15 protein-coding genes and 1 pseudogene are annotated in these 19976 nt (G+C 61.4%); 7 read left to right on the plus strand and 9 right to left on the minus strand.

Translation table 11 applies throughout. From position 1 onward, the window contains the following. Nucleotides 1-595: 595 nt before the first annotated feature. The 5 genes and pseudogenes from B5F27_RS13095 to ppdK all read right to left on the minus strand — a co-directional run bounded on the left by B5F27_RS13095 (nt 596) and on the right by ppdK (nt 5733). Nucleotides 596-880: a DUF6809 family protein gene (locus B5F27_RS13095; RefSeq protein WP_087368410.1), complete on the minus strand. Its 285-nt coding sequence runs from the start codon at nt 878-880 to the stop codon at nt 596-598. Between the two features lie 16 nt (nt 881-896). Beyond that, the gene (locus B5F27_RS13100) at nt 897-1274 is read right to left on the minus strand and encodes a TnpV protein (RefSeq protein WP_087368412.1); all 378 of its coding nucleotides are present in this window, start codon (nt 1272-1274) and stop codon (nt 897-899) included. 92 nt (nt 1275-1366) lie between these two features. Next, nucleotides 1367-2236 (minus strand): ParB/RepB/Spo0J family partition protein, encoded by an 870-nt coding sequence (locus B5F27_RS13105; protein ID WP_087368415.1) that lies wholly within the window; start codon nt 2234-2236, stop codon nt 1367-1369. Nucleotides 2237-2452: 216 nt separating this feature from the next. After that, nucleotides 2453-2803 (minus strand): annotated as a pseudogene (locus B5F27_RS13110) (replication initiator protein A); the annotation flags it as partial. 263 nt (nt 2804-3066) lie between these two features. Further along, nucleotides 3067-5733 (minus strand): pyruvate, phosphate dikinase, encoded by a 2667-nt coding sequence (ppdK, locus tag B5F27_RS13115; protein ID WP_087247776.1) that lies wholly within the window; start codon nt 5731-5733, stop codon nt 3067-3069. A 383-nt stretch (nt 5734-6116) separates the two neighbouring features. Between ppdK and B5F27_RS13120 the strand changes: the two genes are divergently transcribed. The 7 genes from B5F27_RS13120 (at nt 6117) to B5F27_RS13150 (ending at nt 15311) form a co-directional block, all read left to right on the plus strand. Further along, complete coding sequence (locus B5F27_RS13120) at nt 6117-6881, plus strand: DapH/DapD/GlmU-related protein (protein ID WP_087368419.1); 765 nt, start codon at nt 6117-6119, stop codon at nt 6879-6881. 107 nt (nt 6882-6988) lie between these two features. After that, a complete protein-coding gene (gene pth, locus B5F27_RS13125; RefSeq protein WP_087368421.1) occupies nt 6989-7567 on the plus strand; it encodes an aminoacyl-tRNA hydrolase in 579 nt (192 codons plus the stop codon). A gap of 154 nt (nt 7568-7721) precedes the next feature. Continuing rightward, nucleotides 7722-11207, plus strand: a complete 3486-nt coding sequence (gene mfd / locus B5F27_RS13130) for a transcription-repair coupling factor (RefSeq protein ID WP_087368423.1) — start codon at nt 7722-7724, stop codon at nt 11205-11207. A 79-nt stretch (nt 11208-11286) separates the two neighbouring features. After that, nucleotides 11287-12363, plus strand: a complete 1077-nt coding sequence (locus tag B5F27_RS13135) for a hypothetical protein (protein ID WP_087368426.1) — start codon at nt 11287-11289, stop codon at nt 12361-12363. A gap of 211 nt (nt 12364-12574) precedes the next feature. After that, complete coding sequence (locus B5F27_RS13140) at nt 12575-13318, plus strand: carboxymuconolactone decarboxylase family protein (RefSeq protein WP_087368428.1); 744 nt, start codon at nt 12575-12577, stop codon at nt 13316-13318. A gap of 275 nt (nt 13319-13593) precedes the next feature. Then, nucleotides 13594-14646 carry an inorganic phosphate transporter gene (locus B5F27_RS13145; protein WP_087247764.1) on the plus strand — a complete coding sequence of 351 codons (1053 nt, stop codon included), beginning with the start codon at nt 13594-13596 and terminating at the stop codon, nt 14644-14646. A gap of 41 nt (nt 14647-14687) precedes the next feature. After that, the gene (locus tag B5F27_RS13150; RefSeq protein ID WP_087368430.1) at nt 14688-15311 is read left to right on the plus strand and encodes a DUF47 family protein; all 624 of its coding nucleotides are present in this window, start codon (nt 14688-14690) and stop codon (nt 15309-15311) included. A gap of 393 nt (nt 15312-15704) precedes the next feature. On the opposite strand, the gene B5F27_RS13155 is transcribed toward B5F27_RS13150, so the two are convergent. The 4 genes from B5F27_RS13155 to B5F27_RS16845 all read right to left on the minus strand — a co-directional run bounded on the left by B5F27_RS13155 (nt 15705) and on the right by B5F27_RS16845 (nt 19725). Then, nucleotides 15705-16919, minus strand: a complete 1215-nt coding sequence (locus B5F27_RS13155; RefSeq protein WP_087368432.1) for an NADP-dependent isocitrate dehydrogenase — start codon at nt 16917-16919, stop codon at nt 15705-15707. 51 nt (nt 16920-16970) lie between these two features. Continuing rightward, nucleotides 16971-18155, minus strand: a complete 1185-nt coding sequence (locus B5F27_RS13160; RefSeq protein WP_087368434.1) for a pyridoxal phosphate-dependent aminotransferase — start codon at nt 18153-18155, stop codon at nt 16971-16973. Further along, nucleotides 18155-19363: a cation diffusion facilitator family transporter gene (locus tag B5F27_RS13165; RefSeq protein WP_087247756.1), complete on the minus strand. Its 1209-nt coding sequence runs from the start codon at nt 19361-19363 to the stop codon at nt 18155-18157. The genes B5F27_RS13160 and B5F27_RS13165 overlap by 1 nt, the downstream gene beginning before the upstream one ends. Nucleotides 19364-19560: 197 nt before the next feature. Next, nucleotides 19561-19725, minus strand: coding sequence for a hypothetical protein (locus tag B5F27_RS16845; protein ID WP_158098250.1), 165 nt, complete (start codon nt 19723-19725; stop codon nt 19561-19563). Nucleotides 19726-19976: the final 251 nt, after the last annotated feature.

Here is a 19976-nt window from a genome sequence, read left to right on the forward strand (position 1 = left end):
CTTGGACCTTGCTTTATACCAGGCGTTTGCTGCCGTTACTTCTTCGGACTGTCGTAACTGGTTTGCTTGTGCCGGTTATTGTTGATATTTTATGGGGTTGCTCTAGATGGCTATGAGGTCATATTTTGTTTTGCAGGAGGGATTGTCTGACACTTCCAGCCGAATATCAGAAAACTATTGGCTCTTCAAAGCACGAATAGAAAGCGTTTGCAAAACGCGCAGTCGCAGAATGAATTTTTGCGATCATTAGGGGATTGGGGATTGCCCCAACAAGCCGCGTCTGGCAAAGTGGATAGCCAGAGGCATAGCTTGCGATGTATAGCTAACTCAAAACGAAATTCCAAGTTTCCAAAAATTCTATCACGCTTTTTTCAAACACATACTCTGCAAGCAGGGCATTTGTATACACAAAATGCAAAATGCTTGTTGGGGCCGTGCCCCAAACCCCGTGAACTGTGATGGAACATCACAGGCTGTGTACTGCGGAATATAACCATTTTCTAGTTCAAAATAGTTTTACTGATTTTATAAATCGCATCAAGCGAAATTAAGAAAGCGGCAGGCACTTCTCACCGAAGCACCTGCCGCTTTTGCGTCACTCATCATAACTTCTTGTTTGGATCTGCTTTTCCGCCTCCTGCTGCACCAGCAGCCCTGCCGAGAAGCCGACCTTGAAGTGGCACTCGCTCTCCTCGCACTGGGCGATGGAGGACTGATCCAGGAGTGTTTCCACCAGGTCGTAGTCCTCCTTTGTCAGCCTCTGGGCCAACTGGTCCATAATCCTCTCGCAGGCTCTCAGTGCGTTCCGGTACTTTTCGGACTTCGGTACAACCGTTTCGCTGGGGTAAAAGTCTCCGTTATAAATCGCTTCCAGAATCATTGCTCTGCCCTCCCCTTCAACAGTAAATCATCTCGACTTGGATGATCTCCTCCGCCCGGCTGCGGATGGAGTTCATCGCCTGCACCCAGCACATAGGGTCATTTGCTTTCAGTTCCTCGGTGATGCCTTCAGCTTCTGCCATCTGCCGGATAATACAGCTGCACCGTTCAGTCGCCTGCTCATTCAGGTCAGCCAGCACTGTATAAAGCTTCCCGGACAAAAGCAGTGACTGATACAGGACCGGTCTGTGATTTTTCAAATACGCTTTATGGAGCCGCCCCCAGCGGCCAATGGGGCGGTTTTCTTCCGGCAGTTCCAGAGCCGGGAGATAATAGTCTCCTTCCAGCTGATACCGGATGCCGTGTTCCTGAATGGTCTGTCTCAGTTCTTCCATAGTCTGCTCCTTTCTGCTTTGCTGCTGCCTTCTTTCAGCCTCATTATAGCAGGGCCGCTGTGTGGAAAGGAAGGATGTCGGAACTGCGCTTTTCATCGCTCCTGACTGCGCTGGCGCTTCTTATGCCACTGCTCCAGGAGCTTCAGGATGGTTTCCTCCATCTGGCGCGGGGTGTAGGACCTCGGAAAGTATTTCCGAATGGCTTCGTTTTTCAGGGTCAGCCGGTCCAGCTGAGCGTTCTTCATGACATCCAGCATGGCGTCATAGCTGCATTCACCCGCTCTGCTCAGTCTCTTGATGCGCTGGGCCTGGGACAGGGACGGCGGGTGCTTGCTGTCCTCCATGGCCTGCAAAAAATCCCGCTGCTCGTCAGCTGTCAGATAGGACAGCTCCACAGCGGGATTGAAGGAAATTTTCTTTTGGTCTACCAGTTCCAGCAGTTCGGGAATCAGGTGGGTGAGGCGGATATAGCGGTGAACCTGACGCTCACTTTCCTGGGCAGCGGCCCCTACCTGGGTCACACTCCACAACTTCTCGCCAATTTGGCTCAAAGTTAAATCCGTCCTGGCTCCCTGATGTTTCAGGACTTCCATCTTCATCTTGTAGGCGAAGGCCCGCTCGCTGGGGCGGATGGTCTCCCGCTGCAAATTGCTCTCCACCATCTGCAGGATGGCCTGGTCGTCGTCCAGCTGGCGGACAATGACCGGCAGAGTTTTCATGCCGGCCAGCCGGGCCGCGTGCTGCCGCCGATGGCCTGAGATGATCTCATAGCCGCCCTCCGCCCGCGGCCGGACAATCAACGGCATCAACACACCAAATTGCGCCATGCTCTCTGCCGTTTTCAGCATGGCCTCATCGTCCAGCACCTTGAAGGGATGATCTTTGAATGGGTGGAGTTCTGCCACAGGAACCTGTTGAATCTGTTCTCCCTGTGCAGCAGTCTCCGGTTTCTTTTTCAACATAGGGCACCACCTCCTGTGAAAAACAAGGCTCCGGGCATTTGCCCAGAGCCGTGAACTTGGTTTGTTCCGGCCTCTCCCGCCCGGAAAGGAAAGGATGAGTCTCGTTCTACTCTGTATGGTTCTATCATTCTTATTAGGGTGTAGATTCTACACTTCTGGAAGTGTAAAACCTACACCGCCGGAAGTGAACTTCCGACACTTCCAGAATCGTCATCCCAGGGCATCCATGAAGGTCTTCACATAGATCAGGCTGGGCCGGCCCTGGCCCTGCCGCCTGCGCTCGATGAGGTCGGCCTTCTCGTCCAGCTCCCGCAGCAGGCCCACCGCCTTTTTGTTGCTGCACCCCAGATGCTCCATGATGGCCTCCACCGTGAAAATGATATACACCCTCCCTTCTTCATCCTTCCACCCGTTCTTCATCGAGAGTCCCATCCGGTCCAGCAAAAGGCCATAGAGGACCTTGGCCTCCACCGAAATCCCCCGGAACCGGCTGTCTGTGAACAGCGCCTTGGGAAACCGGTAGAAAGAAAAGATGTTTGCCTGCTCACCATAAAAGAAATCACCCATACGCGCACCTCCTGGCTTTCGCCGTCTTTCTGTTGTGGACAAAATAAAAAAGCGTCTGCGGTTTTTGAAACACGCAAACGCTTTACGGGACAAATCAAAACGGAGGCAGCTTTCACTGCCTCCGTCTGAGATTTTAATTTAAATCTAAATTGACCGAGAGGGTCATATCCTTCCAGGAACTGTGACGAAATGGGTAATCAGCCCGTTTGCACCAGGCAGAAGCCTCACAAAACGTCACATCATGATCGAAGGAAAGATAGCTCTTATTTCCTCGGGTTTTTAATAGCAGCCTGAGCGGCAGCCAGACGGGCGATGGGCACACGGAAGGGAGAGCAGCTGACGTAGTCCAGGCCGATGTTGTGGCAGAACTCGACAGAAGAGGGATCGCCGCCGTGCTCGCCGCAGATGCCCAGGCCCAGCTCGGGACGGGTCGCGCGGCCATCGGTAGCAGCCATCTTGACCAGCTTGCCGACACCGATCTGATCCAGGTGCTGGAACGGATCGCTCTCGTAGATCTTGTGATCGTAGTAAGCGCCCAGGAACTTGGCAGCGTCGTCACGGCTGAAGCCGAAGGTCATCTGGGTCAGGTCGTTGGTGCCGAAGCTGAAGAACTCGGCTTCCTTAGCGATCTCGCCAGCGGTCAGGGCAGCGCGAGGAATCTCGATCATGGTACCGACCTGGTACTTCATGTCGACGCCGGCCTCAGCGATCAACTTGTCGGCGACTTCCACGACCACGTCCTTGACGAACTTCAGCTCCTTGACCTCGCCCACCAGGGGGATCATGATGTGAGGAGTGATCATCTTGCCGGTCTCAGCGCTGACCTTCAGGGCAGCCTTGATGACGGCACGGGTCTGCATAGCAGCGATCTCGGGGTAGGTGACGGCCAGACGGCAGCCACGATGGCCCATCATGGGGTTGAACTCGTGCAGGCTCTCAACAACGTTCTTGAGCTCCTCGAAGGTCATGCCCATATCCTTGGCCAGATCGGCGATCTCCTCGTCCTTGCTGGGCAGGAACTCGTGCAGAGGGGGATCCAGGTAACGGATGGTCATGGGACGTTCGCCCATGATGCGGTACATGGCCTCGAAGTCACCCTGCTGGAACGGCTCGACCTTGGCCAGAGCAGCCTCGCGGGCCTCCACGGTGCGGGCGCAGATCATCTCACGGACAGCCTTGATGCGGTCCTCAGCGAAGAACATGTGCTCGGTACGGCACAGGCCGATTCCCTCAGCGCCCATGTCCACAGCCTGCTGTGCGTCGCGCGGGTTGTCGGCGTTGGTCATAACCAGCATCTGGCGGGCAGCGTCAGCCCAGCCCATGAAGCGGTTGAAGTTCTTGTTGCCGGTGGCAGCCACGGTGGCAATCTGCTCAGCGTAGATGTTGCCGGTGGAGCCGTCGATGGAGATCCAGTCGCCGCTGACAAACTTGTGGCCGTTGATCTCGAAAGTCTTGGCCTCCTCGTCGATCTTGACGTCGTTGTCATTGCCGCAGCCGGAGACGCAGCAGGTGCCCATACCACGGGCAACGACAGCAGCGTGGCTGGTCATGCCGCCGCGGACGGTCAGGATGCCCTGAGAAACCTGCATGCCGACGATATCCTCGGGAGAGGTCTCCAGACGGACCAGAACGACCTTCTTCATCTTGCCGGACTTGACCATCTCCTCGGCCTCCTCGGCGCTGAAGACGATCTGGCCGCAAGCGGAACCAGGAGAAGCAGCCAGGCCCTTGCCCACGACCTCAGCGGCCTTCAGGGCAGCGGCGTCGAACTGGGGATGCAGCAGGGTGTCCAGCTGCTTGGGCTCCACGCGCAGGACAGCCTCCTGCTCGGTGATCATGCCCTCGTCCACCAGGTCGCAGGCAACCTGCAGAGCGGCCTGAGCGGTACGCTTGCCGTTGCGGGTCTGCAGCATATACAGGTGGCCATCCTCGATGGTGAACTCCATGTCCTGCATGTCGCGGAAGTACTTCTCCAGGCGGTTGGCGATGGAGATGAACTCCTCGTACACCTCAGGCATCTGCTCCTGCAGATGGCTGATGGGGAACGGAGTGCGGACACCGGCGACGACGTCCTCGCCCTGTGCGTTGATCAGGTACTCGCCCATCAGCTTCTTGGCGCCGGTGGCGGGGTCACGGGTGAATGCAACACCGGTGCCCGAACGGTCGCCCGAGTTGCCGAAGGCCATCTGCTGGACGTTGACAGCAGTGCCCCACTCGTAGGGGATCTCGTTCATCTTGCGGTAAACGTTGGCGCGGGGGTTGTCCCAGCTGCGGAAGACGGCCTTGACAGCCTCAACCAGCTGCTCCTTGGGATCCTGGGGGAAGGGACGGCCCTCGTTGTCCTCATAGATCTTCTTGAAGACAGCGACCAGAGCCTTCAGATCCTCAGCAGTCAGGTCTGCGTCGGTCTTGTAGCCCTTCTCTTCCTTCATCTTGTCGATTTCGACCTCGAACAGGCTCTTGGGAACCATCATGACGACGTCCGCGAACATCTGCACGAAGCGGCGGTAGCAGTCATAAGCAAAGCGGGGGTTGCCGGTCTTCTTGGCCAGGCCCTCAACGGCCTCGTCGTTCAGACCCAGGTTCAGGATGGTGTCCATCATGCCGGGCATGGACTGACGGGCGCCGGAACGGACCGACACCAGCAGGGGGTTGGAGTTGTCGCCGAACTTCTTGCCGGTGATCTCCTCCAGGCCCTTGACGTGCTCGAAGATGTCAGCAACCAGGGCGTCGTTCAGCTGACGGCCGTCAGCGTAGTACTGGGTGCAGGCCTCGGTGGTGATGGTGAAGCCCTGGGGCACAGGCATGCCGGCTGCGGTCATCTCAGCCAGGCCGGAGCCCTTGCCGCCCAGAATGTTCTTCATCGTGGTCTTATCGCCGCCGAAAGCGTCGTTTCCCTCGCTGAAGTAGTAGATATACTTTTTGCTCATGGATTCATTTACCTCCCGTTTTGATTCAACCCAGGCGCTGCAGCCCGGGGCATACCCATTGTTCGTTTTTTGCGTAACGTTCACTGCATGCAAAAATATTATACCAGACAACCAAGATAAAATCCAGCCGCTACCAGCTAAAAACTGCCGATTTTGTTTGGACAAATTTGTGCATTTCCCTTGAAAAAATGAGGCTTTTACGTTAATATATACTGGGATAAGTTTGGAAGTTCTTTTCATCCTCCGCGCCCGGGAAGGCCGGTGCAGTCCCGTCTTTGGGACAGCAGGCCGGGCGGCGGCATTTTCCCTGCTTTTTCGCCGGAAATCCCCCAAAGGGTTTTTCCAGGCTTATTTTCTTTTTTGCTTAAAGGAGGTTCTTTGTTATGGAAGATACCATCCAGGCCATGCGGGACGCACTGGACGCAGCCGAGGCCGCCCGGGAGGCGGTGCTGCTGCGCCACATGGCCCGCGGCGTCCAGATTGACAGCCGGACCGTCTGCATCGACGAGACGGTCCAGATCGCCCCGGGGGCCAAAATCCTCCCCGGCACCATCCTGCGGGGCCATACCGTAATCGGCCCGGACTGCGTCATCGGGCCCAACAGCCTCATCGAGGACAGTGAAATCGGCGCCGGCACCACCGTCAACGCCAGCCAGATCTACTCCTCCCAGATCGGCCCCCACAACGCCATCGGCCCCTTCACCCATGTGCGGGCCGGCACCGTCACCGACTACGGCGTCCATCTGGGCGCCTACGTGGAGACCAAGAACTCCAACCTGGCCCGGGGCAACACCGTCAGCCACCTGACCTACATCGGAGACAGCGACGTGGGCAAATACTGCAACTTCGGCTGCGGCACCGTCACCTGCAACTACGACGGCCAGTCCAAGTTCCGCACCACCATCGGGGACTACTGCTTCATCGGCTGCAACACCAACCTGGTGGCGCCGGTGTCGGTGGGAGACGGCGCGTATACCGCCGCCGGCAGCACCATCACCCAGGACGTTCCCGCCGGGGCGCTGGGCATCGCCCGGGGCCGCCAGTCCAATCTGGAAGGCTGGGCCGAACCCAAGATGGAGGCCTACATCGCCAAAAAGCAGGACCTGGAGGCCCAGCAGCGGGCGGAGGAACAGAGCTCCGAAACCTGACCGACCATTCACACCAACCCCAGGCAAACCAAGGCTGCGCACCGGCTGTGCGGCCTTGTCTGTTTGTCTGCAGAAAAAACGACATACAATACAAGAGCAACCGATTTATGATAACAAATGATATTTGGCTGATCGCCGGCCTCGGCAACCCCGAGGCCAAATACGACGGCACCCGGCACAACGCCGGCTTTTCCGCCCTGGATTACCTGGCGGACAAGTGGGGCGTGTCGGTGTCCAAGGCAAAGTTTCAGGGTCTGTGGGGCCAGACCGAGGTGGACGGGCACAAAGTCTGCCTCCTGAAGCCCCTGACCTATATGAACCTGTCGGGGGACTCCATTGCCCCCCTGGCCGGCTTCTTCAAGATTCCCCCCGACCACGTGATCGTCCTGTGCGACGACATCACCCAGGTCCCCGGCAAGCTGCGGATTCGTCCCTCCGGCTCGGCGGGCGGCCACAACGGCCTCAAGAGCATCATTGCCCGTCTGGGCACCGACCAGTTCCCCCGAATTCGGATCGGCGTGGGCGAAAAGCCCCGCCCCGACTACGACCTGGCCGACTGGGTGCTGGGCCGCTTCCCCGAGGAGGACGCCAAGGCGGTGAAGAACCGCTTCCCCGACCTGGAAGCCGCCGCCCGGCTCATCATGGCCGGCCGTCTGGGAGAAGCCCAGAACAAGTACAACCGGTAAGGCCCCTGCGGGTCCGTCTGCCGGGCCTTTGAAAATTTCTCTGTTCCGGCCAAGTTCACCGGCCCCGCAGCCTGTGCGCCCTGGCCGGAATTTTTGATGAAAACGGGCGGGCCGGGGGATCTCTCCCCTGCGCCCGCCGGAGGAAGGAGCCAGCATGTACGAGGCACTGCTGAAACAAACCCCTGAATACCAGAAAATTTCTGCCAGCCTCGCCACGCCGGGGCCTGCGGCCCTCTTTGGCCTGCCCCCCGCCGGGCGGGTGCTGGTCTATGCCCTGCTGGCGCGGGACCTGGGCCGCCCGGTCTGCATCGTGACCCCCGGCGAGGCCGAGGCCACCCACTTTGCCGACGACCTGAAAGCCCTGGGGGTCCACGCTGCGGTGTTCCCCCCGCGGGACTTCATGCTGCGGCCGGTGGAGGGCGCCAACCGGGAATACGAATACCGCCGCCTGTCGGTGCTGGGCGGCCTGGCGGGCGGACGGCTGCAGGCCGTCTGCGTCCCCGCCGAGGCTTTGACCCAGTACACCGTCCCCCGGGCCGAGTTCATGGCCAACACCCTGACCCTCAAGCCGGGGATGACCTTCTCCCGGGAGGGGCTGGTCCAGCGGCTGTTCGCCGCCGGCTACGTCCGCCGGTCCCAGGTGGAGGGCCCGGGCCAGTTCAGCGTCCGGGGCGACATTGTGGACATCTACCCGCCCGATATGCAGGCCCCCGCCCGTCTGGAGTTCTGGGACGAGGAAATCGATTCCATCTCTTCCTTTGACCTGATGAGCCAGCGGCGGGACGCCTCCCTGAAAAAGATTTACCTCTCCCCTGCCCGGGAGGTGCTGTTCGGCAGCTGCCAGGAAACCGCCGCCGCCCTGCGGGAAGCGGTCAAGAAGGCCCGCGGCAAGCACCGCGCCGCCCTGGAACAGGCCACGGCCCCCGAGCTGGCCCAGCTGGACGCCGGCCAGATGCCCGAGGCCATGGACAAATACTACGGCCTGCGGTATCCCGCCCCCGCCACCCTGCTGGACCACATGGACAGCCCCCTCCTGATTCTGGACGAGGTGGGCGGCATCCGGGACGCCATGAAGGCCGCCGAATACCGCCGGGGCGAGGAGCTCACCGGCCTGCTGGAAGAAGGGGTGGTCTACCCCGGCCTGGACGTGCTGTACCAGACCATGGAGGATCTGGCGGTGACGGCGGGCAAGCTGCCCACCCTCCTGTGCGAAAACTTCCTGCGGGGAATGAACGAGTTCAAGCTCAAGGACCTCATCAACGCCGAGGCCCACGTCTCCCCCAGCTGGAACGGTGAACTGCGGAGCCTGCTGGAGGACCTGGACCCTCTGGTGAAACAAGGCTACGCCGTCACCCTCTATACCGGCACCCCCAAGGGCGCCGCCGCCCTCACCCGGGACCTGACCGACAAGGGATACTCGGTCAGCATGAGCCGGGACCTGCGGCCTTCGCCGGGGGTGGTGCAGGTGCTGCCCGGCCATCTGACCGCCGGGTGCACCCTGCCCTTTGCCCGCTGCGCCGTCCTGACCAGCCGCCGCCACGGGGTGGACGAGGCCGACGCCGGGGCCAAGCGGCGCAAAAAGAACAAGGACGCCCTGTCCAGCCTGGCCGACGTCAAGCCCGGGGACTATGTGGTCCACCAGAGCCACGGCATCGGCATGTACGCCGGCATCCAGCGTCTGGAAGTGCAGGGCGCCACCAAGGACTATCTGAAAATCCAGTATTCCGGCTCGGACGTGCTGTATGTGCCGGTCACCCAGCTGGACCTTCTGAGCCGCTACACCCCGCCGGGAGACGAGGACAAGGTCAAGCTGGCCAAGCTGGGCGGAGCCGAGTGGCAGCGGACCCGGGCCCGGGTCAAGAAGGCCACCGAGGAGATGGCCCAGGAGCTGATCGAGCTCTACGCCCGGCGCAAGCAGGCCCAGGGCTTCGCCTTCCCGCCCGACGGCGACTGGCAGCAGGACTTTGAGGCCCGCTTTGAGTACGACGAGACCGAGGACCAGCTGGCCGCCACCGCCGAGATCAAAAAGGACATGGAGCACACCTGGCCCATGGACCGGCTGCTGTGCGGCGACGTGGGCGTGGGCAAAACCGAAGTGGCCCTGCGGGCCGCCTTCAAGTGCGTCATGGGCGGCAAGCAGTGCGCCATCCTGGCCCCCACCACCCTGCTGGCCTGGCAGCACTACAACACCATCCTGTCCCGGATGGAGGCCTTCCCGGTACACGCCGAGCTGCTGAGCCGGTTCCGCACCGCCAAGCAGCAGAAAGAAGCCCTGCGGGGCATTCAGGCCGGCAGTGTGGACATTGTGGTGGGCACCCACCGGCTTCTGTCCAAGGACGTGCGGTTCCACGACCTGGGCCTGGTCATAATCGACGAGGAACAGCGGTTCGGCGTCCGCCACAAGGAAAAGCTGAAGCAGAGCTTCATCGGGGTGGATATGCTGACCTTGTCGGCCACCCCCATCCCCCGCACCCTCAGCATGGCCATGAGCGGCATCCGGGATATGTCCACCATCGAGGAGCCGCCCTTTGAGCGGCAGCCGGTGGAGACCTTTGTGCTGGAGTACAACGAGGTGATTCTGGCCGAGGCCATCCGCAAGGAACTGGCCCGGGGCGGTCAGGTCTACTACCTCCACAACCGGGTGGACAACATCGAGGCCACCGCCGCCCGGGTCCAGCAGATGGCCCCCTCCGCCCGGGTGGGCATCGCCCACGGCAAGATGACCGAGGAGGAGCTGAACCCCGTCTGGCAGAAGCTGCTGAACGGCGAGCTGGATGTGCTGGTCTGCACCACCCTCATCGAGACCGGCATCGACGTGCGCAACTGCAACACCCTCATCATCGAGGACGCCGACCGGATGGGCCTGGCCCAGCTGTACCAGCTGCGGGGCCGTGTGGGCCGCAGCGGCCGCAAGGCCTACGCCTATTTCACCTTCCGCCGGGACAAGACCCTCTCGGACATCGCCCAGAAGCGTCTGTCCGCCATCCGGGAATTCACCGCCTTCGGCTCGGGCTTCCGCATCGCCATGCGGGACCTGCAGATCCGGGGCGCCGGCAATCTGCTGGGCCACAGCCAGCACGGACACATGGAGGCGGTGGGCTACGACCTCTATATGAAGATGCTGAACCAGGCCATTGCCCAGGCCCGGGGCGAACCCATCCAGCGGGACAAGAGCGAATGTCTGGTGGACCTGCGGGTGGACGCCTATATCCCCGAGCGGTACATCCCCGACGGCCCCGGCCGGATCGAGGCCTACCGCCGGATTGCCGCCGTCCAGAACCCCGCCGACGCCGCCGACGTGCTGGATGAACTGATCGACCGCTACGGCGACCCGCCGGCCTCGGTCAGCGACCTGGTGAACGTGTCGCTGGTGCGCGTGCAGGCCGCCGCGGTGGGAGTCTATGAGGTCACCCAGAAAAAGGACCTGCTGACCCTCTCGCTGGAAAAGCTGGAACTGCCCATGATCCGCGGCCTGCTGACCGCGTTCAACGGCCGGGTGACGGCGGGAGCCGGGGCCAAGCCCTATCTGTCGGTGACCCTCCGGGCCGACGAAAAGCCCCTGGAACTGCTGAGCCAGCTGCTTCAGGCCATGGCCGACATCCAGAGCAAAACCGCCGCCCCTGCGCCCCAAAACCCTTGACGCACCCCGCCCGGCGGGTTTATACTAGGTAAGTTCATCACCCACACGCTCAAAAATCTTCACAAGGAGCATACCGCACATGAAACAGAAACTGCTCACGCTGGCCACTGTGCTGGCGCTTTGCATCTCCCTGGCAGGCTGCACCATCTCCACCCCCGACACCGTCGGCACTGTGGGCGATCAGGAAATCAGCTCGGGCCTGTACCTGCTGGCCCAGTTTGACGCCTACCAGCAGGCCGCCCAGTACGCCGGCGAGGACCAGGACCCCTCCAACGTCAAGTCCTTCCTGAAGGCCACCATCACCACCGACGAGGGCGAGAGCGTCACCGTCAGCGACTTTGTGGCCCAGACCACCGAGGAGGACCTGCGCCGCTATGTGGCGGTGGAGAACCGCTTTGCCGAGCTGGCCGACGAGCTGGACCCCGACTACGTCAGCCAGGCCGACAGCTACACCCAACAGCTGATGGAGAACTACGGCGACATCTACGCCGCCAACGGCATCGGCGAGGAGACCATCCGCCAGTATGAGTACAACCTGTCCAAGCAGGCCTCCCTCATCAACCTGATCTATGGCCAGGACGGCTCCGATCCCCTCACCGACCAGCAGCTCACCGACCATCTGGAAAACGAGATGCTGTACATCCGCTACGTCACCGTACCCCTGTACAACACCTCCACCTTCGCCTTTGCCGACGAGGACCAGACCGCCCAGATGCTGCAGCTGGCCAAGGATGCAGCCGCCGCCAGCACCCCCGACACCTTTGACCAGGTGGTGGCCGAGGCCCTGCCCGGCATCTACGCCGTTCTGGAGTCGGAAGTCTCCGCCGAGGACGCCGCCGAGCAGCTGGGTTCCAGCTTCCTGAGCCAGGACGAGCTGGACGGCTACTTTGCCGACGAGGACGCCGAGACCCTGCGGGGCCTCGCCTTCGGTGACAGCTGCGCCGTCCAGTACGGCAGCAGCTCCATCCTCATCGCCATGCGGATGGACCCCCTGGAGACCCTGACCCTGGACACCCTGCGCACCACCATCCTGTCCGACATGGCCACCGACCTGGTGGAGGCCGACATGGAGGAGGCCGGCGCCGCTCTCACCGTCAGCCTGGACCAGAGCGCCATGGACAAGCTCCCCGCCTCCAAGATCAAGATGAGCGTCTGATATCCCGTTCCCGTTTTGTCCGGTTCCGGCCTTTGGCCGGGGCCGGATTTTTTGTTTTGCCCCGCCCGGCATCCATGCTCTGAGTGCATTTTCCAGGATGCAGGATAGGTATTCGACATTTCAGCCCCGCCGCGCTACAATAGAAGCACAAGAATTCTTTATGACCGGCCGCCCCTTTCTGCGGCCCGGTCCAGAACGGAGGCAGAAACTCATGGCAGTGAAACAGACAGCAGGACGCGACCAGCTCGGCTCCTTCGCGCCCCAATTTGCCCAGCTGAACGACGACGTCCTGTTCGGTCAGGTGTGGAGCCGGGAGGACGCCCTCTCCCTGCGGGACCGGTCTCTGGTGACGGTGGTGGCCCTGCTGGCCCAGGGTTTGGTGGACAGCTCCTTCCAGTATCATCTGGCCACCGCAAAGCAGAACGGCATCACCCGCACCGAGATCGCCGAGATCATCACCCACGCCGCCTTTTACGCCGGCTGGCCCAAGGCCTGGGCCGCGTTCCGGATGGCCAAGGAGGTCTGGGCCGACGAGGAGCCCGCCCAGGAGCCCCACGGCGGCATCTTCGGTCTGGGCCAGCCCAACGACGCCTACGCCCAGTATTTTGTGGGCCACAGCTATCTCAAGATGCTGGCGGGCGAAAACGGCGTCACCGCCGCCAATGTCACCTTTGAGCCGGGCTGCCGCAACAACTGGCACATTCACCACGCCGACCAGGGCGGCGGCCAGATTCTCCTGTGCACCGCCGGCCGCGGCTGGTATCAGGAATGGGGCAAGGAGGCCCAGCCTCTCGCCCCCGGCGACGCCGTCACCATTCCCGCCGGGGTCAAGCACTGGCACGGCGCAGCCCGGGACAGCTGGTTCTCCCACATTGCGGTGGAAGTGCCCGGCGAAAACGCCCGCAACGAGTGGTGCGAGCCGGTGAGCGACGCCGACTACGCCCTGCTCCCGTAACATCCATTTTGCGCCCTGAGGCGGCCTCCTTTTTGGGGGCTGCTTTTTTGTTGCCTGGGCCTGCACACAGGGTGCAGAATATGACATCATTCTTGAAAATCTCTTATAGATTAAGTAAAATAGATGTAAGATTTTGGCGCACAAACCCTGTGCCGCCAAACTCTGATCCTGGACGTTTTGCGGCTTCGGTCCGACAGAGGCGTTCGTTTTTCGTCCCGGGCGGCGGCCCCGGCGCCGCAGCCCCGGTTTTGCCGAAAGGAGACTGTTTCAAGTTTATGGATCTGTCATTCACCTCATTTTGGGGGCAGCTGGCCGGCAACCCGATCCTCATCATCACGGTAGTCTTTACCCTGGGGGTCATCTTTGTCAACGGCTGGACCGACGCCCCCAACGCCATCGCCACCTGCGTCACCACCCGCTGTCTGGGCGTCCGCCAGGCCATCTGGATGAGCGCGGTCTTTAACTTTCTGGGCGTCTTTGTCATGACCCAGATCAACAGCTCGGTGGCCTCCACCATCAGCAACATGGTGGATTTCGGCGCCGACACATCCAGCGCCCTCATCGCCCTGTGCGCCGCCCTGCTGTCCATTGTGGTGTACAGCGTGGGCGCATCCATCTTTGGCATTCCCACCAGCGAGAGCCACAGTCTGATCGCCGGTCTGTCCGGCGCAGCCATCGCCATCCAGGGCGGCGTGGACGGCATCAACTTTGGAGAGTGGAGCAAGGTGCTCTACGGTCTGGCCCTCAGCCTGCTGCTGGGCTTTGCCACCGGCTGGATCATCTGCAAACTGGTCACCATCCTCTGCTACAACGTCGAGCTTCAGGCCGCCAACCGGTTTTTCCGGCTGGCGCAGATTGCCGGCGCCGCTGCCATGAGCTTCATGCACGGCGCCCAGGACGGTCAGAAGTTCATCGGCGTGCTGTTCCTGGGCCTGGCTTTCGCCCACGGGCAGAGCTCGGTGGTGGGCATGGAAATCCCGGTCTGGCTGATGCTGCTGTGCAGCGTGGTGATGGCTGTGGGAACCAGCGTCGGCGGTGAAAAGATCATCAAATCCGTCGGCATGGACATGGTCAAGCTGGAGCGGTATCAGGGCTTCTGCGCCGACGTGGCCGGCGCCCTCTGCCTGCTGTATTCCAGCCTGTTCGGCATTCCGGTGTCCACCACCCACACCAAGACCAGCGCCATCATGGGCGTGGGCGCCGTCAAGCGGCTGTCGGCCATCAACTTCGGCGTGGTCAAGGACATGATGCTGACCTGGATCTTCACCTTCCCCGGGTGCGGCCTCATCAGCTTTGTAATGGCAAAGATATTCATGCAGATCTGGTAAGGCCCCTTGGCTTTGCCCCAGTGAAAAAGGAGACGAAACTCATGTTTAAAAAGCAGGATGCCATGTACTTTGACAATTTCATCCAGTGCGCCGGCTACGCCAGCCAGGCCGCACAGATGCTGAAAGAGATTTTCCGCAACTTTGACCCGGCCCAGATGCCCACCTGGATGGACCAGATTCACCAGATCGAGCACACCGCCGACAAGCACCGCCACGCCATGACCGACCAGCTGGCCCATGCTTTTATCACCCCCATCGAGCGGGAGGACATTTCGGCCCTGAGTACCCGCATCGATACCCTGACCGACAAGCTGGAAGAGGTCTGCATCCGGGTTTACATGCACAACGTCCAGACCATCCGGCCCGGCGCCCTGAACATGCTGGATGTGGTGATCCGGGCCAGCGAGGAGGTCTGCCGGCTTTTGGAGGCCTTTGCGGATTACAAGCATTCCAAGAAGCTCAAGGAGTACATCATCCGCATCAATTCTCTGGAAGAGGAGTGCGACCGGCTCTACATTGCCAACATGCACGAGCTCCACGTCGGCCAGGTGGACATGGCCGACGTGATTGCCTGGGGCGAAATCTACACCTATCTGGAGAAGTGCGCCGACGCCTGCGAGGCCATCGCCGACAGCGTCGAATACGTGGTCATGAAGAACTCCTAAGTCGCCAGCCGCCAAACGGCGACGGGCATTTCCCCCGCGGCTGCGGCCTTTCCTCTTGCGCTTAGCCCATTTTCCCCGCGGGCATAAATGCCCTTGTGAAAATGGGAGCGCTGCTCCGGGTTGCGGTGCCCTGCTTTTGCTTCGGGCGTCGCCGCGCCCTCGCAAAAGGCAGACCGCTGCCCCAACTCCGGCTCGGCTGTTTCGTCCGCAGGACGCGCCTCGCCTACGTTGCCAGCGGGGCTCTTAAGACACAGTTACTGCTGCTTTACATACGCCCCTGCCCTTTCAAAGAGCGGGGGTGTATTTATTTCTGCCGCAGATCGGGCAAAAGAAAAAATCCCTGTCCCGGGAAAGGGGCAGGGATTTTTTGGTTACAGGGATATAAAGGGGCTATCAGGCGCCCAGCTTGGCCTCGAGACGCTGACGGGTGGCCTGGATGAACTGCTCGCTGTCCACGGCGGTGGGGGTAACGCCCTCGGCCAGGGCGCACAGGTCCTTGGTCATGATGCCGTCGTTGAGGGTCTGGAGGCTGGCGGCCTCCAGGGCCTCGCCAAAGGCCACCAGGTCGGGCAGGTTGTCCAGCTCGCCCCGCTTCTTGAGGGCGCCGGACCAGGCGAAGATGGTTGCCATGGGGTTGGTGGAGGTCTTTTCGCCCTTGAGCCAGCGGTAATAGTGGCGGGTGACGGTGCCGTGGGCGGCCTCAAACTCATACTTGCCGTCGGGGCTCACCAGGACGCTGGTCATCATGGCCAGAGAACCGAAGGCGGTGGAGACCATATCGCTCATGACGTCGCCGTCGTAGTTCTTGCAGGCCCAGATGAAGCCGCCCTCGCTGCGGATGACGCGGGCCACGATGTCGTCGATGAGGCTGTAGAAGTAGGTGATGCCGGCCGCCTCAAATTTTTCCTTGTACTCGGCGTCGTAGATCTCCTGGAAGATATCCTTGAAGGTGTGGTCGTACTTCTTGGAGATGGTGTCCTTGGCGCCGAACCACAAATCCTGCTTGGCGTCCAGGGCGTAGGCAAAGCAGCTGCGGGCGAAGCTGGCGATGGAATTATCCTTGTTGTAGGAGCCCTGCAGCACGCCGGGGCACTCAAAATCATAGATGACGGCCTCCTGCTTGGAGCCATCCTCGCCAGTGAACCGCAGCTCGGCGCGGCCGGGGCCGGGCACGCGGAATTCGGTGCACTTATACACATCGCCGTAGGCGTGGCGGGCGATGGTGATGGGCTTTTTCCAGCTGCGGACCGCCGGCTTGATGCAGTCGATCATGATGGGAGCGCGGAACACGGTGCCGTCCAGCACAGCGCGGATGGTGCCGTTGGGGCTCTTCCACATTTCATGGAGCTTGTACTCGTCCATCCGCTGGGCGTTGGGGGTGATGGTGGCACACTTGACCGACACGCCATACTTCTTGTTGGCCAGAGCCGCGTCCATGGTCACCTGGTCGCCGGTGGCGTCCCGGTTGGGCAGGCCCAGGTCATAGTACTCGGTTTTCAGGTCCACAAAGGGGAGGATCAGCTCGTCCTTGATGCTCCGCCACAGAATGCGGGTCATCTCGTCGCCGTCCATCTCGACAAGGGGGGTGGTCATCTTGATCTTTTCCATGATTCGTTCCTTCCTCTCTATAGTGATCGTACGCCGTGCATCACGGCGCAGTTACCGGTAGGATGCCGCCAGCTTTTCCAGGGCGGGCAGGCTGCGGCGGACCTTTTCGGTCCCGATGCAGTAGGCCAGGCGGACATAGCCCTTGACCCCGAAGGTGTCGCTGGGCACCAGCAGCAGGTCAAAGTCCCGGGCCCTGCGGCAGAAGGCGTTGGCGTCGGCCTCCAGGGCCTTGGGGAAGATATAGAAGGTGCCGCCGGGGCGTTCCACCTCAAAGCCCAGGGCGGTGAGGGCGTCGTACAGGATGTCCATGTTGGTCTGATAGACCCCCAGGTCACTGGTGACGTCCAGGCACCGGGCAGCGGCCTTCTGGATGATGCTGGGCGGGCAGTTGTGGCCGGTGAACCGGGAGATCTGGGCCATCATGTCCACCAGCACCTCCTCCCCCTCACAGCCGGGCCGGACGGCCACGTAGCCCAGCCGCTCGCCGGGCAGGCTCAGGCTCTTGGAGAAGGAGAAGCAGGTCAATGTATGGGGATAGAAAGCCGCCGGATAGGGCACCGTCTGGCCGTCAAACACGATGTCCCGATAGGGCTCGTCGCTGACCAGATAGATCACATGGCCGTAGGCCTGGCTCTTTTGGGTGAGGATGGCGGCCAGCCGGGTGAGGGTCTCGGCGGAGTACACCACGCCGGTGGGGTTGTTGGGGGTGTTGATGAGGACGGCGGCCACGCTGGGGGTGACCATGGCCTCAAAGGCATCCAGATTGGGCTGGAAGGCCGGGGCCTGGGGCGGCACCACCTTGAGGCGGGCGCCGGTGCCCTCCACATAGGGGCCGTACTCGGGGAAATAGGGGGCAAAGGTCAGCACCTCATCCCCCGGCACCGTCACGGCCCGCAGGGCGTGGGCGATGGCGCCGGCGGCGCCGGTGGTGGGGAAAATATCCTTCTGCTCATAGGGCAGGCCGAATTTGGCCCGCAGATGGGCCGCCACCGCGGTGCGGAAGCCGGGATCGCCCTGGTTGGGGCAATAGCCGTGGAGGGCCACCGGGTCCTCCTGCGCCAGCAGGTCCTGCATGGCCCTGGTAAAGGCCGGCGGACAGGGCACGCTGGGGTTGCCCAGGGAGTAGTCGAACACGTTCTCATAGCCGATCTGGGCGGCCCGCTGGTGGCCGTAGGCGGCGGTTTCCCGGATGACGCTCTTGTTGGAGAGCATCCGGCGGTACATCTCGTTCAGCATCAGGATTCCCCCTTTTTGGCGGCAGGGGCGGCCGGGGCCGCCACATAGCTCTGCTCCACTTTGATCTTGCAGATATAGGCCGGGTCCTGCTGGGTGACAAAGGTCTCCAGCTGCTGCCGGACGGCCTGTTTGTCCCCCTGATAGCCCGCCGGGAACACCAGGTCAAACAGGACATTGGTGTGGGTGGGGCCCGGCGCCAGCCGTAGGTCGTGGATGGAGAGGGCCGGGTCGATGGAGCGGATTTCGGCGCTCAGCCGGGCCCGCAGCACCCCCACCTGGGCATCCGAGGTGACGATGGGGTCATAGTGGATGGTGAGGAGGATGTTCATTTCCTCCCGCACATCCCGCTCAATGTTGTCGATCAGGTCATGGGCGTCCAGGGGGTCCACCTCGGTGGGGAACTCCACATGGAGGGAGGCAAACTGCTGGCCGGGACCGTAGTCGTGGACCATCAGGTCATGGACGCCCAGCACCCGGGGATAGGACAGGACTTTTTTCTCCAGCTTTTCCACCAGCTCGGGCGAGGGGCTCTCGCCCAGCAGGGGGCTGAGGGTATCCTGCACCAGGCCCCAGCCCGACCACAGGATGAAGGCCGCCACGCCCACGCCCATGATGCCGTCGATGACGTCCAGGCCGGTGATCTTGCACAGGATGGACGAAATCAGCACCACACTGGTGGACACCACGTCGTTGCGGCTGTCGGTGGCGGTGGCGATGAGGGTTTCGGACTCAATGATGAGGCCCACCCGCCGGTTGAAAACGCTCATCCAGAGCTTCATGGCGATGGATGCACACAGCACCCCCACCGTCAGCAGGCTGAAGCCCACCGGTTCGGGATGGAAAATCTTCACCGCCGACTCTTTCAGCAGGCTCAGGCCGATGGCCATAATCATGGTGCTCACCGCCAGACCCGCCACATACTCATAGCGGGCGTGGCCGTAGGGGTGTTCGGCGTCGGGGGCCTTGGCCGCCAGCTTGAAGCCCACCAGGCTCACCACGCTGGAGGAGGCGTCGGACAGGTTGTTGATGGCGTCGGCCGTGATGGCGATGGACCCGAACAGGGTGCCCACCGCCAGCTTGCCGGCAAACAGAAGCAGGTTGCAGATCACACCCACCATACCGGCCAGACGGCCGTACCGCTCCCGGACCACCGGGTCCTGGCGGTTGTTATAATCTTTGACGAAAGCGCGTATCAGCAGCTGTGTCAAGGAAAGGATCTCCCTTCTGTACAGATTTCAGCAAAATATACCTTTTGTTGGCAGCTCTGGCATTTTCCTGCGGCTGCACCCCTTTAGTATAGCATTTTACTTTACTGTTGGAAAGTGCTTTCGGGAAATTTCCCTCCCCTGCATCCAAAAAGCCGGGGGCATTCGCCCCCGGCCCGGCCTTTTACGGCCTTCTCCCATCACCGTTTTTTCCACCGGTCTTTCAGCCAGCACAGCAGTGCCGCCGGCCAGAAAACAATCTGGGCCGCCACCCGGGTCGGGTGGACGTCCACCGTCTCCATACTGCTGGCCCCCATCAGGACCAGGCACGCCATTTCACATCCAAGAACATAAAGATACAGCATCTTCGTTTCCTCCCGTTTGTTGTCACCGGCCGGGACAGGCGGCGCGCTCTCCTGTCCGGTCTTTGTTGTGGATTCTGTCTGTTAGACGTACCACAGGGGGGCAGTGTTTCACAACAGGGCACAAAAAGAGCGCCCGGCCACAGTGAACCGCCCCATATTGTGCGGACAGTACAAAAAAGAGGCCTGCAAGGGGTAGAACAAGCGAATCAAAGACTGGCCTGGCGAAGCGAGAGCGGAGCCAGGCCAGTCTT

The sequence above is a fragment of the Faecalibacterium sp. An192 genome (genome assembly GCF_002160175.1).
In the GTDB taxonomy this organism is placed as follows: domain Bacteria; phylum Bacillota; class Clostridia; order Oscillospirales; family Ruminococcaceae; genus Faecalibacterium.